General features: G+C 47.3%; 13 protein-coding genes. 11 read left to right on the top strand and 2 right to left on the bottom strand.

What is annotated here, in order from left to right; translation table 11 throughout:
* Positions 1 to 18: 18 nt before the first annotated feature.
* Together EL173_RS08340 and EL173_RS08335 are read right to left on the bottom strand one after the other, a co-directional pair.
* Positions 19 to 1,413, bottom strand: a complete 1,395-nt coding sequence (locus EL173_RS08340) for an APC family permease (protein WP_005689622.1) — start codon at positions 1,411 to 1,413, stop codon at positions 19 to 21.
* A gap of 57 nt (positions 1,414 to 1,470) precedes the next feature.
* Positions 1,471 to 2,121, bottom strand: a complete 651-nt coding sequence (locus tag EL173_RS08335; RefSeq protein WP_005689620.1) for a lysophospholipid acyltransferase family protein — start codon at positions 2,119 to 2,121, stop codon at positions 1,471 to 1,473.
* A gap of 212 nt (positions 2,122 to 2,333) precedes the next feature.
* Between EL173_RS08335 and EL173_RS08330 the strand changes: the two genes are divergently transcribed.
* From EL173_RS08330 to EL173_RS08275, 11 genes are all read left to right on the top strand, one after another.
* Positions 2,334 to 3,068 (top strand): tRNA1(Val) (adenine(37)-N6)-methyltransferase, encoded by a 735-nt coding sequence (locus EL173_RS08330; protein ID WP_005684329.1) that lies wholly within the window; start codon positions 2,334 to 2,336, stop codon positions 3,066 to 3,068.
* Positions 3,058 to 3,339, top strand: a complete 282-nt coding sequence (locus tag EL173_RS08325; RefSeq protein WP_005684328.1) for a GIY-YIG nuclease family protein — start codon at positions 3,058 to 3,060, stop codon at positions 3,337 to 3,339. The genes EL173_RS08330 and EL173_RS08325 overlap by 11 nt, the downstream gene beginning before the upstream one ends.
* Positions 3,340 to 3,478: 139 nt before the next feature.
* Positions 3,479 to 4,267 carry a 30S ribosomal protein S2 gene (gene rpsB / locus EL173_RS08320; protein WP_005684326.1) on the top strand — a complete coding sequence of 263 codons (789 nt, stop codon included), beginning with the start codon at positions 3,479 to 3,481 and terminating at the stop codon, positions 4,265 to 4,267.
* A gap of 84 nt (positions 4,268 to 4,351) precedes the next feature.
* The gene (gene tsf, locus EL173_RS08315; RefSeq protein ID WP_005684325.1) at positions 4,352 to 5,233 is read left to right on the top strand and encodes a translation elongation factor Ts; all 882 of its coding nucleotides are present in this window, start codon (positions 4,352 to 4,354) and stop codon (positions 5,231 to 5,233) included.
* Between the two features lie 368 nt (positions 5,234 to 5,601).
* A complete protein-coding gene (gene pyrH, locus EL173_RS08310; protein WP_005689617.1) occupies positions 5,602 to 6,321 on the top strand; it encodes a UMP kinase in 720 nt (239 codons plus the stop codon).
* A complete protein-coding gene (frr, locus tag EL173_RS08305) occupies positions 6,321 to 6,878 on the top strand; it encodes a ribosome recycling factor (protein WP_005689615.1) in 558 nt (185 codons plus the stop codon). The genes pyrH and frr overlap by 1 nt, the downstream gene beginning before the upstream one ends.
* Before the next feature lie 374 nt (positions 6,879 to 7,252).
* Positions 7,253 to 8,005 (top strand): isoprenyl transferase, encoded by a 753-nt coding sequence (locus EL173_RS08295; protein ID WP_005689614.1) that lies wholly within the window; start codon positions 7,253 to 7,255, stop codon positions 8,003 to 8,005.
* A 35-nt stretch (positions 8,006 to 8,040) separates the two neighbouring features.
* Positions 8,041 to 8,829: a phosphatidate cytidylyltransferase gene (locus EL173_RS08290; protein WP_005689612.1), complete on the top strand. Its 789-nt coding sequence runs from the start codon at positions 8,041 to 8,043 to the stop codon at positions 8,827 to 8,829.
* A 16-nt stretch (positions 8,830 to 8,845) separates the two neighbouring features.
* Complete coding sequence (rseP, locus tag EL173_RS08285) at positions 8,846 to 10,087, top strand: RIP metalloprotease RseP (RefSeq protein ID WP_005689610.1); 1,242 nt, start codon at positions 8,846 to 8,848, stop codon at positions 10,085 to 10,087.
* Between the two features lie 23 nt (positions 10,088 to 10,110).
* The gene (locus EL173_RS08280) at positions 10,111 to 11,841 is read left to right on the top strand and encodes a proline--tRNA ligase (RefSeq protein ID WP_019728508.1); all 1,731 of its coding nucleotides are present in this window, start codon (positions 10,111 to 10,113) and stop codon (positions 11,839 to 11,841) included.
* 121 nt (positions 11,842 to 11,962) lie between these two features.
* Positions 11,963 to 16,297, top strand: a complete 4,335-nt coding sequence (locus EL173_RS08275; protein ID WP_019728507.1) for a PolC-type DNA polymerase III — start codon at positions 11,963 to 11,965, stop codon at positions 16,295 to 16,297.
* Positions 16,298 to 16,423 lie beyond the last annotated feature (126 nt).

Below are 16,423 nucleotides of genomic sequence, written 5' to 3'. Positions count from 1 at the left end.
TTATCCTTTCTTTAACGTTTACCGGATTTTGGCTTCAGACACGTGACCGTGACGAATGCCGTAGCTGAAATAGATGACTAATCCAAACGCAAACCAAGCCAGACTCATCAGCCACGTCTCGGCGCTTAGTTGGGTCATCAGCAACAGGCAAAAGAGAAATGAGACAATTGGCGTCACCGGATAGCCGGGAACCTGAAAGCCCTGATTGTTAATGGCTTCGTGGCGACGAAGGGGGATGATGCCGATTGAAACAAACGCAAAGGCAATTAACGTTCCAATATTAACTAAGTTGACAAGCTGATTTAGCGGCACCAAACCACCCATCAAAGCAATCACCGTAACCACTGTCCACAGCGCATTTTCCGGTAAATGCCCACTGACATGGCCGAACCAGCGTGGCAACAAGCCGTCACGCCCGATCGCATAAATCAGGCGGGATGAGCTATAAATCATGGTGACCATCATAGTGAACATGCCAGCCAGCGCGCCTACCGAAATGAACCCGCCGAGACCGCGTAGATGAACAACGCCGAGCGCAAAGGCAACTGGATCGGCTACGTCCAGTTTGGTAAACGGCACCATGCCTGTCAAGACAATGGCGACCAAAACATACAAAATTGTCGCGATGATTAAGGTGCCGATGATGCCACGGGGTAACGTTTTCTGCGGCTGTTTAACCTCAGGTGCCGAGGCCGATACCGCATCAAAGCCGAGATAAGCAAAGAAAACCAAGGCCGCTCCGGCAAGAACCCCTTTTGCCCCGAACGGCATATAAGGGTGCCAATTGGCGGGCTGCACATAAAAGAACCCAACGACAACGAAAATTAGGATGATAAGCAATTTGACCAGTACCATTAACCGGTTAATCGCCATTGATGACTGCATGCCGCGCGAGAGCATCATGCCAATCAGCAAAACAACGATCACCGCAATGAGATTAATGTACGTACCGTGACTAGGTGAAAATGGACCAGCAATAGCAGTCGGCAGCGTGATGTGAAATCCGGAAAGCAAACTGGCAAAATAAGCTGAGAAACTAGTCGAGACAGCAGCTACTGCCAACATATATTCAAGAATCAATGCCCAGCCGATAATCCAGCCGAATACCTGACCAAACACAATATTGCCATATGCATAAGCCGAACCTGCAACAGGCAGCGCCGAAGCAAATTCGGCATAACACATGGCAGCCAGTGAGCATACGATGGCGGCCAAAATAAAGGCAATCGTGATTGCCGGGCCACTGGTGGTTGCGGCCACGGTGCCGGGTAAAATAAAAATACCGGTACTAATAACGGCGCCAATGCCAAGTGCAATCAAATCGCGGGTTGTCAGGCTGCGGGTCAACAAGTCATCGGCTTTAAGAGCAGCTTGCAAATCCGGTTTGCGGGTCATTTGTTTCCAAAGCTTCATTAACTTACTCGCTTTCTTTTATTTGGTAACAAAGGAAAAAGGCTCGACAAGCGAACCTTATACTTCTCCGTGTTCTTTTTCTTCTAGATACTTTTTCTTATCAGGAACGTATTTGTAATGGGGATTAATCGCATGATCCAAAGCAGCAAAATTTTCCTGTAGCTCGTCGCTGAAAGCAGCAAGCGCTTCATCAGTCAGCCTTCCTTTTGGCGGATCAACAGGTTTGCCGAACCGAACGATAATCGGTTTGCGTTTAAACAGAGACCAAAACGTCCCGGGACCTTGATAAACTGCTGGAACAATCGGTGCCTTTGCCAGTTTGGCGATTAAAATTGCGCCGCCTTTCATATCTGCCGAATAACGCGAACCGGTTGGAAAGATCATCAACGCTTTGCCTTCCTGTTTCAGTGCGCGAACCGGAACCTTGATCGCACTCGGCCCGGGATGCGCCCGATCAACCGGAAAGGCCCCGACTTTCACCAACAGCCAGCGGAGCAATGGATTTTTAAACAGTTCACTTTTAGCCATAAATGAAAAATGGTGCGGCCAAGCGGCTAGTGCGAGGAAAACCGGATCGAGCCAGGAACGATGTGGCGCGACCAGAACAAACGGCCCATCCGGCAATTCCTGTTTCTCCTGGGTTTGAGAGTGTCCGTTTATGAGCCAGATTAACCCGGCAACGACGTAACGCAGAAAACTATAAAACATGGCTTATTCTTCCTTCGTGGTTAAACTTTTGATGTAGATTATACCATTAATCGGTTAGCATTGGCTTCCTCCCGTTTTATAATGGAGCGCGAACCACCAGACTGAAAAGCTGTAGCTAGTGGCGGTTTTTGTGTGCTATGATTTCATCTGTTATCGCGATTCACGGAAGGCTGTTTGCCGAATTTTAGCTTTTTAGGAAAAAGGTGTTGGAGATGTCATTATTGCCTGGTGAGCGGGTTGATGTGCTTGCTAGTCGGCACATTAAAATTATTCAAAGCGGGGCCGTTTTTTCTTTTTCATTGGATGCGGTGCTGTTGGCAAATTTTGCCCAGATTAAACGGCACAGTCGGGTGGTTGACTTGGCTGCCGGCAATGGTGCGGTAGGGCTTTTCTTGGCGCGTAAAACGGATAACCGCGTGACCATGGTTGAGTTGCAGCCGCGGCTGGCCGACATGGCGCGTCGCAGTGTGGCATTGAATGCATTGGCTAATGTTGACGTCCACGAAGGTGATTTGGCGGACACTACCAAGTTTGTGGCCAAGGATTCAGTGGATGTAGTGACCTGTAATCCGCCATATTTCAAGATCAGTGCTCGGAGTATAACGAATCCTAATGATCATCTGGCCATCGCGCGCCATGAGTTGACGACAGATTTTGCAACGGTGGCGAGAGTAAGCGCTGATTTGTTGAAATATCAAGGGAAAGCCTACTTTGTGCATCGTCCGGATCGGCTGGCTGAGCTATTGGCAACGCTGACCGCGGTCGGGTTGGCACCTAAACAGCTGCAATTCATTCATCCGCGTGAAGACCGGGAAGCCAATATGGTCTTGATTGCTGCGATTAAAGCCGGTCGTCCGGATGGTTTGCGGATTATGCCACCGCTGATTGTTCATGAAGCTGATGGCGGTTATACGCCGTTTGTCAGGAGGCTGTTACATGGCGACTAAACCGTATTACTTTTATGTTTTACTATGTGCGGATGGGACGTTTTATGGCGGGTTTACGGATGACGTGGCAGCCCGGGTGGCAACACATAACGCTGGCAAAGGGGCCAAGTATACAGCTTCTCGCCGCCCCGTGCGCTTACTGTATCATGAAGCGTTTGCGGACAAACACGAAGCGCTGTCGGCGGAATGGCATTTTAAACATCAGAGCCGCCGTCGTAAAGAACTTTTTTTGTCGGCGCATCATGTCAAGTGGCAGGGCTTGTCAAAGTGATGAAAAGTCGGTATACTTTATCGAGTGCGGTATGCACAAACCACATTGACTGACTGATCGTGAGTGGGGTGCTTCTGTTGAAGTCCATCTGCGAGGCGACGTCGTCAAGAGGAATAAAACCAAATGGAGGAACAAACACATGGCAGTATTAAGCATGAAACAGCTTCTTGAAGCTGGTGTACATTTCGGGCATCAAACCCGTCGTTGGAACCCTAAGATGAAGCCATATATCTTTACGGAAAGAAACGGTATCTACATCATCGATCTGCAAAAGACCGTTAAGATGATTGACGATGCTTACAATTTCGTTAAAGAAGAAGCACAAAACGGCGGGGTTTTCCTGTTCGTTGGGACCAAGAAACAGGCTCAGGATGCGATTGCCGAAGAAGCAACCCGTGCCGGCCAATTTTACGTCAACCATCGCTGGCTTGGCGGCACTTTGACCAACTGGAACACGATTCAGACTCGAATCAAGCGGCTTAAAGACATCAAGAAGATGGCAACCGATGGCACTTTTGATGTCCTTCCTAAGAAAGAAGTTTCTCTTCTGAAGAAGCAACAAGACAAGCTTGAGAAGTTCCTTGGCGGGATTGAAGATATGCCACGGATTCCTGACGTATTGTTCATTGTTGACCCACGCAAAGAAAAGATTGCCGTTCAGGAAGCCCAAAAGCTGAACATTCCGATCGTTGCGATGGTTGATACCAACACCGATCCTGATGACATTGACGTGATTATCCCTTCAAACGATGACGCGATTCGTGCCGTTCGTTTGATTACTTCCAAGATGGCAGATGCGATTATTGAAGGTAACCAAGGCGAAGATCAAGAAGATGATCAGGAACAACAACCTGCTGCCGACAAGAAGGCTGATTCCATGGAAGATATCGTGGAAGCTGTCGAAGGCGACAACAAGCGCGCTAACTAATTAATTAAACATTAAGCTGTCTGAGGGTTTCGCATACTGCAAGATCTGCAGGCAGCTTTTTTACAATCAAGGAGGATCAGATCCATGGCTCAAATTACTGCTGCACAAGTTAAAGAATTACGTGATCGTACCCAAGTCGGCATGATGGATGCTAAGAAGGCATTGGTTGCAGCTGATGGCGATATGGATAAGGCAATTGATGTCTTACGTGAAAAAGGCTTGGCAAAAGCGGCTAAGAAGAGTGGCAACATCGCCGCTGAAGGCTTAGCGGAAATCGCAGTTGACGGCAATACTGCCGCAATTGTTGAAGTTAACTCTGAGACCGATTTTGTTGCTTCAAACGATCAATTCAAAGACTATGTTAACAAGGTAGCTGCTGCGATTGCTGCTAATAAGCCAGCTGATCTTGATGCTGCCAAGGCCACCAAGATGAGCGACGGCCAGACCATTGATGAAGGTGCCATCGCCTTGACCAGTGTTATTGGTGAAAAGATCAGCTTGCGACGCTTCCAGATTGTGACCAAGACCGACAATGAACATTTTGGTGCTTACTTGCATAATGGCGGCCAAATTGCAGCGCTGACGGTTTTGGATGGCGCCGATGATGCCACTGCCAAAGACGTTGCTATGCATGTTGCTGCGATCAATCCTGAATATTTGGATCGTAGTAAAGTGCCGGCTGATGAATTGCAACATCAGACCGATATTTTCACTGAAGAAACCAAAAACGAAGGCAAGCCGGAAAAAATTGTTCCGCGGATCGTTGAAGGTCGCGTTAACAAGTGGTTGAGTGAAATCTCACTGGTTGATCAGGAATTCGTTAAGGATCCGGATCAGACAGTTGCCAAGTACGTTGCGGCTAAAGGCGGCAAGGTTAAAGGCTACGTTCGTTATGAAGTCGGCGAAGGCATTGAAAAGAAACAAGAAAACTTCGCAGATGAAGTCATGGACCAGATCAAAGGTTAATGACAAGAAAAGGGCACTGTCTCTGTGGCAGCGTCTTTTTTTTGCTGAGCGCGAGCCGGCGTGGTTAGAAGTCGGAGTGTAAGCGGCCTCAGGCGTGATGGCTGGGCTTTGGCCATTGCAACTGAGGGTCCTTACACGCAGACTTCTGCGTCGGGGGAGCGCGTTATGTGAGGACGAATAGCCAGCTCAGAATATTAGAATTTACCTATAGAGTAAAACTGAGAAAAAGTTGACAGTGACAGTCTATGAATGTTTTTGATGTTCAGCCGAATTGCCGGTAAAACTTAGCGGCTAGCAACAGCTTCTTGCCGCAGAAACTCTGCGACTATGGTAAAATAGTGCCAGCAACCAACGGAGGTATAAGATACATGGTCAAATATAAACGGATCATTTTAAAGATCAGCGGTGAGGCATTGGCAGGTGAGGCTGGGTTTGGCATTAAGCCACCAGTCATTGCCAAAATTGCCCAACAGATCAAAGAGGTGCACGAACTGGGTGTACAAATTGCCATTGTGTGCGGTGGCGGCAACATCTGGCGCGGTGAAACCAACGCCGAGATGGGAATGGAACGCGCCCAAGCCGACTATATGGGGATGCTGGCTACGGTAATGAATGCGTTGGCTTTGCAAGATAACCTGGAGAGCCAAGGTGTACCGACTCGGGTTCAGACGTCAATTGAGATGCGGCAAATCGCCGAACCTTATATTCGGCGTAAAGCCATTCGCCATCTGGAGAAAGGGCGCGTCGTTATTTTCGCTGGCGGCACCGGTAACCCATACTTCAGCACTGACACGACTGCAGCGTTACGGGCAGCAGAAATCGGCGCTGAAGTTATCCTGATGGCAAAGAATAACGTTGACGGCGTTTATTCAGCCGATCCAAACAAGGACACCAATGCTGTCAAATATGAGAGTCTGACACACATGGACATCATCAACAAGGATCTAAAAGTCATGGACTCGACTGCCAGCACCTTGTCAATGGACAACGATATCGACTTAGTTGTCTTTAACTTAAACGAGCCCGGCAATATCAAACGGGTTGTGGAAGGTCAAAAAATCGGCACCACAATCGAAGGGAGAAGCTAATGGCAAATCAAATTATTGAACAAGCAAAAGTCAATATGGGTAAAACCGAAGAATCATTACAGCGTGAACTAGGCAACATCCGTGCAGGCCGTGCTAATGCCAGCTTGCTTAATCAGATTACGGTCGATTATTATGGTGCGCCAACGCCATTGAACCAAATGGCGGCAATCACGGTTCCGGAAGCACGTGTTTTGCAGATTAGTCCATATGACAAATCATCACTTAAGAACATCGAAACGGCTATCAACGCCAGTGATCTTGGCATTAACCCTGCCAATGACGGCGATGTGATTCGTTTGGTCATTCCTCAGCTGACGGGTGAACGGCGTAAGGAAATTGCCAAAGAAGTCGGCAAGTTCTCTGAAAACGCCAAAATCGCAATTCGTAATATCCGCCGTGAAGGACTTGATAAGTTAAAGCGACAGGAAAAAGACGGTGACATCACCGAAGACGAATTGCATCGACTTGAAAAAGATATGCAAAAAGCCACTGACGATGCAACCAAACGCATCGATGAAATTGCTGCAGCTAAGGAAAAGGAAATTACCGAAGTTTAGCGTGGTATTTTAGTTGGTGAATGAAAACCTCAGAGTATATCTGGGGTTTTTCTGGTTTAATAAACTTTTTGGCACCATGCAGTCATGCGATCAAATGAAACTAGTGGTAAAAGTCGTCCTGTTAGATGGTTGCATTAGTTTTGCAACTTCACTTCTAACTGCGCTTGGCCTCGGTTTTAAAACGCGCGAATAGGCGCAGAAACCTGCGTGTAAGGACCTTAAAGCAAAATGACCAAAGCCCGGTCATTTCACTTTTAGGCCGCTTACACTCTGGTTTCTAACCGCGCCTATTCGCGCTCTGCCTTTTTTTCTGCTACAATCGTTAAAGACATTTGGTGCATGAGGCACCGTAGACGTTGTGAGGAGGCGCCAGTTTGGCCATAGCCAAGGGTTCGAAAGTGAAACTTGATCCGGCACGGATTCCCGCGCATATTGCGATTATCATGGACGGTAACGGTCGGTGGGCAAAGCGGCGGTTGTTGCCGCGGGTTGCCGGACACAAACAAGGCATGCAAAATGTTAAAACGATTACCAAGGCAGCAAGTCGTCTCGGGGTTAAAGTTTTGACTTTGTATGCTTTTTCAACTGAAAATTGGAAGCGCCCCGGTTCTGAGGTGAATTACCTCATGCGCTTACCGGTTGACTTTTTTAACGATTTTATGCCTGATTTAATCAAAGAAAATGTTAAAGTTGAAGTTATGGGTGAGTTAACCGACTTACCTGAGCCGACACGCAAGGCGAGTGAAAAAGCTATGGCGGATACGGCCAACAACACCGGCATGATTCTTAACTTTGCGCTGAATTATGGTGGTCGTGACGAACTGGTTCACGCTGCCCGAAAACTGGCAAGCGCGGTGCGTGATGGTCAATTAGATCCTGAAGATATTGATGATCAGCGCTTTTCTGATGCACTGATGACGGGGTTCCTTGGTGATTTAGCCGATCCGGATTTATTGATTCGTACAAGTGGTGAGTTACGGATTTCCAACTTTTTGCTCTGGCAGATCGCTTATAGTGAGCTGGTGTTTGTCGATGATTATTGGCCGGATTTCTCGCCTGCTGCATTGGAGGCGGCGATCGCAACCTATCAGGCTAGAGACCGGCGTTTTGGCGGTTTAAAAAAATAATCAACTAAATAAATGGTGATGGAGGATTTGTTATCATGAAACAACGGGTCATAACGGCTGTCGTTGCTTTGGCAATTTTTATTCCAATTCTAATTGCCGGTGGCGGTTGGATCGATACAGCCGGAGCAGTCTTAGCGCTAATTGCGTTATCAGAAGTGTATATCATGCGGAAGCGCATCATTCTTTCGCCAGATTTTCTGATTGCATCGCTTGGTATCTTGGCGGTGGTTTTGCCGAATAGCTTTTTCCGTTGGCTGCCTGCCTTTTTAGGGCGGATTGATCTGATTTACATTGCGGTTGCTTTGTTGCTTTGTATAACCGTGACAACCAAGAATCGCACGACGTTTGATGATATTGGTGTATCGGTGTTGTCATTCTTTTATATCGGTACAGGGTTTCATTATTTGATCAGTGTGCGCAACGATGCGGGGCTGGATACGTTGATGTTTGCGCTGCTGATTGTCTGGTTGACGGATACCGGTGCCTATATGATCGGTCGCAAACTTGGCCGCCATAAATTGTGGCCGGCGATCAGCCCGAACAAAACCATCGAAGGCAGTGTCGGTGGGGTTGTACTTGCCTTAGTAACGGCTGCGATTTACTTAATGTTCTTCCCGCAATATTATACTTTTTGGCCAATGATGGGGATCGCCTTGTGCCTGTCGGTTATCGGCCAAATCGGTGACCTAATCGAATCCGCTTTGAAGCGATTTTACGGGGTTAAGGATTCCGGTAAAATTCTGCCAGGGCACGGCGGTATTTTAGATCGGTTTGACAGTTTACTACTGGTATTGCCAATGCTGCATTTGTTTGGCATTGTCTGACCATTAAGGAGCACATATGACCACAATCATTGCCTTTATTGTTATCTTCTGCATTCTTGTGGTGGTTCACGAGTTTGGCCATTTTTATTTTGCCAAGCGCAGCGGAATATTAGTACGTGAGTTTTCGATTGGCATGGGGCCTAAGCTATGGGCGTCACATAAGAATAATACGACCTATACCTTGCGCTTGTTGCCACTGGGCGGATATGTACGTATGGCTGGCTGGCAAGATGAGGAAGATGAAATCAAGCCCGGGACCATGCTGAGTATTATCCTGAATGATGCCGGTAAAGTGACGCGGATTAATGCCAGTGATAAAACGACGCTGGCAGGTGGCATGCCGGTACAAGTAAGCCGCGTAGACCTCGTTAAAGACTTGGTGATTGAAGGCTACCCTAATGGCGACGAAGAGAAACTGGAGCGTTGGTCGGTTGACCATGATGCCACGATTATTGAAGAAGATGGCACCGAAGTTCAAATTGCGCCAGAAGATGTCCAATTTCAAAATGCCCCGGTTTGGCGGCGTCTAATTGTTAACTTTGCCGGTCCGATGAATAATTTTATTCTTGCCATTTTGACCTTTATTATTTACGGTTTGATGTTTGGCGTGCAGGTCTTAAATACCAATCAAATCGGAACGGTACTGCCCGGTTATCCTGCTGCTCAAGCCGGGCTTAAGTCCAATGCCACAATTCAGGCGATTGATGGTGAAAAAATCCATTCTTTTACTGATCTTTCCAGCAAAGTCAGCAAACAGGCCGGTAAGTCGGTGACGTTTACAGTTAAAGAGCATGGCAAAACGCAAAATGTGGTCATCAAGCCTAACAAGGATGGCAAGATCGGCGTGGAAGCACTCATCGAAAAATCACCGGCACGGGCGTTTACGTATGGTTTCACCCAAACCTGGGATTTAGCTGTGCGCACTTGGGATGTCCTCAAATCCATGGTAACTGGCGGCTTTTCGCTTAATAAGCTAGCCGGGCCGGTCGGAATTTATACTATGACCAGTCAAAGTGCTAAAGGCGGATTGCAGGGATTGCTATTCTTTATGGGATACTTAAGTCTCGGCTTGGGAATCAGCAATTTGTTGCCAATCCCGGTTCTGGATGGTGGTAAAATTTTACTGAATCTCATTGAACTGATTCGGCGCAAACCCTTGAAGCCTGAAACAGAAGGTGTTGTCACCATGGTTGGCCTCGGGTTGATGGTGCTCCTGATGCTCGCCGTGACGATTAATGATATTATGCGTTACTTTTAAATAATCTAGCTTTGGAGGCTGACATGAAACAATCACGGATGTTTATTCCTACAGAAAAAGAAGTACCCAGTCCAGCAGAGGCGAAGTCACATAAAATGATGTTGCGCTCTGGCTTTGTGCGTCAGGTGCAAGCCGGTGTTTATGCCTATTTACCACTAGCAGAACGCGTCTTGAGTCGAATCGAAGCGATCATTGACGATGAAATGACGAAGATTGATGCGGTTAAGATGAAGATGCCGGCGTTATTGCCAGCCGAGCTCTGGGAAGAATCCGGACGGTATGAAACTTACGGACCCAATTTATTTAAGTTGAAAAATCGTCAGGATCGTAAAATGATCTTGGGCCCTACTCATGAAGAAACCTTTACGGATCTGGTTCGCAATGAATTGAAATCTTACAAGCGGATGCCGTTAGTGTTGTATCAAATCCAGGATAAATTCCGTGATGAAGATCGGCCACGCTATGGTGTTTTACGTGGGCGTGAGTTCATTATGCAGGATGCTTATTCATTTACCAGTAATGATCAGGATCTCAATACCATTTATCGGCAAATGGAACATGCCTACACCAATATTTTTGATCGTCTAGGCCTGCGTTATCGGACGATTATCGGTGATGGCGGCGCGATGGGCGGAAAAGACTCGAAAGAATTTTCCGCTATTGCGTCAATTGGTGAAGATACCATTGTTTATTCCGATAGTTCCGACTATGCCGCTAACTTAGAGATGGCGACAAGCATGGCGCTGCCGAAGCAAGGCGTTGAAGCCCAAGCGGAATTAACCCCGGTGGATACCAAAGATGCAAAAACGATCGCTGAAGTTGCTGCTTTGTTGAAAATTCCGGAACAAAAGTTAATTAAAGCCGTTTTATTTATGGCAGATGGTGCTCCGGTGCTGGCACTGGTGCGTGGTGATTATGAAATCAATGATACCAAGCTTAAGAACATCTTAGGCGCTGACTTCCTCGAAATGGCGACTCCTGAACAGGTTGAATCGGTCATGCACGCAGAAGTCGGTAATATCGGCCCGGTAAACGTCGATAAAGATGTGCGGATTATTGCGGATAATAGTCTGAGCGGCTTGACGAATTTGGTGGCAGGTGCCAATAAAGCGCACACACATTTACTGAACGTGAACTTTGAGCGCGATGTGAATCCGGAAACTTTTGCCGATATTCGTTTTGTTAAGGAAGGCGAAGTGTCACCGGATGGCCAGGGTGTGCTTAAGTTTACGCGCGGGATCGAAATTGGCCATATTTTCAAACTCGGTACCCGTTATTCTGAAACCATGGGCGCAGATTTCCTTGATGAAAATGGCCGTAGTCAGCCGATTATCATGGGATCATATGGTATTGGCGTATCGCGACTGCTTTCGGCAATTGCTGAACAGCAGGCAGACGATCACGGCTTGATTTGGCCGACCACGATCGCTCCTTTTGACATTCATCTGATTCCGGTTAATCTGAAGCGTGAGGAACAAAAGACGCTGACTGCTGCGATTGGCACGATGCTTGAAGATGCCGGCTACAGTGTGCTGGTGGATGACCGTAACGAACGGCCGGGTGTGAAATTTGCCGATTCCGATTTAATCGGGATTCCGTTGCGCGTGACGGTTGGTAAAAAAGCGGTCGATGAGATTGTTGAGCTTAAGTTACGTAAGACTGGCGAAACCATTGAAGTCAAGAAAGAAGAGTTGATCAGTTCGATCAAGATCCTCATGGCCCAGTTGCATAAACAAGAACAGGCAAAAGCATAATTGATAACTAAGGCGCTGGGGCAAAATTGCTAATCCCATCCTCTTTTTGGCTGCGAGTTTGTGGTCTGAAGAGTTGGCAGCATTTTGTCCCAGTTTCTGCCATCTAAGAGGGGTGCACGATTTGGCTTTATCCCAACATGAGATGTTTGAAAAATTAATGGATCAGCTCGATTTACCAGCAGATGTGCGACATGATCCATCACTGGCAGATGGGTCGGTTCAGGAAGTCACGATTCATGAGCAGTCACAACGCTATGACTTCACCTTGGCGTTTCCGACGATTTTGCCATTTCAGATTTTTAATACCGTCGCCACGCAACTGCCAATTGCGTTCAAGCAAATTGCGGCGACGCGATTGACCATTGCGGTTGCTCAGCCGACGATTACTGACGAACTATTGGCGCAATATTGGCAATATGTGGTGCAAAATTCAGAAATCGGTACTGGGATCGTTCGTGAACTGTGCGAAAAACAGGTACCGACGCTGGTGAATAATCGCGCGGTGATAACAGCGGAAAATGAACAAATTCGGCAATACCTGGTTAATCAAGGATTAGGCAAACTTGAAGAAACCTATCAGCAAGTTGGCTTTTCCGGATTACGGATGCAGGCCCAAGTAGACGAAGAGCAAGCGGCGCAGTCTGTGGCGGCATTTGAAGCGCAAAAAGCAGCGCAAACGGCGAAGATGGCCCAAGCAGCTGCTGAAGTGGTGAAGCGGCAAGCGGCTAAGCAAAAGCAAGAGCCTACGAATGGCCCGGTTCAAATGGGTCGGCAGTTGAAAATGAGTGATCCGCCGCAGCAAATGGTCACGATTACCCAAGAAGAACGTTCAGTGACCGTTGAAGGCTATGTGTTTGATGTCGAAGTACGGGAATTACGCTCGAAACGGCAATTACTGATTTTCAAAATAACCGATTACAGCTCCAGTTTTATTGCCAAGAAATTCAGCAATGGTGCTGACGATGAGGCGATGTTTGCCCGCATTAAAAAAGGCCAGTGGTTGCGTGTACGCGGCAGTGTGCAAGAGGACAACTATTCGCGCGAACTCACGATCAATGCACAAGATATTCAAACCGTTTCCCATCCTGATCCAACCGATGACGTTGAAGGCGAAAAACGGGTTGAGCTGCATCTGCATACAAACATGAGCCAGATGGATGCGACCAACTCAATTACCGATTTCGTGAACCGCGCTAAAGCTTGGGGACACAAGGCGATCGCTGTAACCGATCATGCTGGGCTGCAAGCTTATCCAGAAGCCCATACTGCTGCTGATAAAGCTGGTTTAAAAATGCTATACGGTGTCGAAATCAATTTAGTCGATGATGGGACCCCAGTCGCTTATCGAGCTGAAGAGCCGCGCGTGTTGGCAGACGCGGAATATGTTGTTTTTGACGTGGAAACAACCGGTCTTTCAGCAGTCTACGATAAGGTCATCGAGTTAGCTGCCGTTAAAATGAAAGACGGTCAGGTGATTGATCAGTTTGAAGAAATGATCGATCCCGGTTTTCCGCTGTCAGAATTAACCATTAACCTCACGCATATCACCGACGACATGGTTCACGGTTCCAAGTCTGAAGAAGAAGTGTTTCGGCTTTTCCAGCAGTTCTGTGACGGTGCGATCATGGTCGGACATAATGTCACGTTTGATGTGGGCTTCTTGGATAATGGTTATGAGCGGAACGGGCTGGCTGATATTGATAATCCGGTCATTGATACGCTTGAGTTATCGCGCATGCTCCATCCCGAACGCAAAAATCACAAACTGGATACCTTGGCTAAGCAATACAAAGTTAGCCTGGAACACCATCACCGCGCCAACGCGGATGCTGAGGCGACCGGTTATTTGCTATACGCCTTGGAAAAAGAAGCTGCTAAGATGTACAACATGACCAAACTCAACCAATTAAATGATCGCGTGGGTGCCGGTGAGGCTTATAAGGCTGCCCGCCCGAGTCATGCGATTGTATTTGCCAAAACGCAAGCCGGCTTGAAGAATCTTTTCAAGCTGGTGTCCTTGTCAAATGTCAAATACTTCTATCGGGTGCCGCGAGTACCACGCAGTCAGTTGCAGAAATTGCGAGAAGGTTTGCTCGTCGGTTCGGCTTGCTCAAGCGGCGAAGTTTTCACCGCTATGATGCAAAAGGGTGAGGCTGAAGCGCGCGCCAAGGCAGCATTTTATGATTATCTCGAAATTCAACCGCCAGCCGTTTACCAGCCATTACTAGAAGCCGATCTTATTAAAGGCGAGTCGCATTTAAAAGATATTTTGCAAAAAATTGTCAAAATCGGTGATGATCTAGAGAAACCGGTTGTCGTTACCGGTGATGTTCATTATCTGGATCAACACGATGCGATTTATCGAAAGATTCTCATTCACAGTCAAGGTGGGGCCAATCCGCTTAATCGTCATAGTCTGCCTGATGTTCATTTTCGCTCAACCCGGGAAATGCTGGATGATTTTAGCTGGTTAGGCGCAGAAAAGGCGCAGAAACTGGTCGTCACCAACTCGAATTTAATTGCCGACTTGATTGATGATGATATCACACCGGTTAAAGATAAGCTTTACACGCCGGAAGTGCCCGGGGTGGAAGAAAAGCTCAAACATGATGTGATGGCGACGGCCTATGAGCTTTACGGCAATCCGTTGCCAGAAATCGTCGCACAACGCTTGGATAAAGAACTTAAAAGTATTATCGGGAATGGATTCTCAGTCATTTATAACATTGCGCAACGGCTGGTATTAAAGTCGAACAAAGACGGGTACTTGGTTGGTTCCCGAGGGTCGGTTGGTTCGAGTTTAGCTGCGACGATGGCCGAGATTACCGAGGTGAACCCATTGCCGCCACATTATCGGTGTCCGAAATGCCAGTACAGTGAATTCTTTACGCATGGCGAAGTCGGATCGGGCTTTGATCTTCCGGATAAGACCTGCCCGAAATGTGGAACCGAGCTGCATAAAGACGGCCATGACATTCCATTTGAGACGTTCTTAGGCTTCCACGGCGATAAGGTGCCGGATATTGACTTGAACTTTTCCGGTGACTATCAGCCTGTGGCGCATAACTATATCAAAGTGATGTTCGGCGAAGATCATAGTTTCCGTGCCGGGACAATTGGAACGGTGGCCGATAAAACCGCTTATGGTTATGTGAAAGCTTACGAGCGCGACACCGGTCAACAGTTGCGCGGTGCTGAAATTGATCGACTGGCACAAGGCGATACTGGCGTTAAACGTACCACTGGTCAGCATCCGGCGGGGATCTTGATTGTCCCGGCAGATATGGATATTTATGATTTCACACCGATTCAATACCCGGCGGATGATCAAAATGCTGCTTGGATGACCACCCACTTTGATTTCCATTCAATTCACGACAATATTTTGAAAATGGATGTACTGGGCCATGATGACCCAACGATGATTCGTATGTTGCAGGACTTGTCAGGGGTTGAGCCGAAATCAATTCCAACTGACGATCCCGGAGTCATGGCGCTTTTTTCCGGAACCGAGAGTTTAGGTGTGACGCCTGAACAAATCAATTCCAAAATGGGCACGCTTGGCATTCCCGAATTTGGGACCCGTTTTGTCCGCGGCATGCTTGAAGAAACCAAGCCAACGACCTTCAGCGAATTATTACAGATTTCCGGATTGTCTCACGGGACGGATGTGTGGTTAGGCAATGCGGAAGAGTTAATCAAGCAAGGCATTGTCACCTTGAAGGAAGTCATCGGTTGTCGTGATAACATCATGATGGACTTGATTCACTGGGGGATGGACGATTCCATGGCGTTTAATATCATGGAACACGTTCGTAAAGGCCGGGGTATCCCGGATGACTGGCAAAAAGCGATGCGCGAAAATGAAAATGTGCCGGATTGGTATATTGATTCCTGCCTGAAGATTAAATACATGTTCCCTAAAGCCCATGCGACGGCGTATATTCTGATGGCATTGCGGATCGCCTGGTTCAAGGTCCATTATCCGCTGGTGTATTACACTGCTTACTTTTCCGTGCGGGCCGAAGATTTTGATTTAGCTGCCATGAGTCACGGCAAAGAAGCCGTTAAAGCCGCAATGAAGGAGATTACGGACAAGGGCATGGATGCTTCCGCTAAAGAAAAGCAATTGTTAACCGTTTTGGAAATTGCTAACGAATGCCTGGAACGTGGCTTTAAGATCAAAATGATTGATGTCACCAAGTCAGATTCCCATGATTTCCTGATTCAGGATGATCACACCATTCTAGCGCCATTCCGTGCGGTTCCTGGTTTGGGCGATAACGTTGCCAAGCAGATTGTCGCTGCCCGTGAAGAAAAACCATTCTTATCAAAAGAAGACCTGGCTAATCGCGGAAAGGTTTCTAAAACTTTGATTGATTACATGACGACCAACCATGTTTTAGATGATCTTCCAGATGAAAACCAATTATCACTTTTTGATGGCTTATTTTAATTCGGCCACAGAAATGTTTTTGCTTGATGCTTATCGTGCAGAGATATTAAATGGCCGGTAAGCCTATTACCACACTGACCTGCTTGTTTGCAAGTGGTGCCTATCTATGGTATTGTAACAATAGTA

Source organism: Lacticaseibacillus rhamnosus, assembly GCF_900636965.1.
Lineage (GTDB): Bacteria > Bacillota > Bacilli > Lactobacillales > Lactobacillaceae > Lacticaseibacillus > Lacticaseibacillus rhamnosus.
Note: the sequence above shows the minus strand (reverse complement) of the source record. Positions and strands in the feature narration are given on the sequence as shown.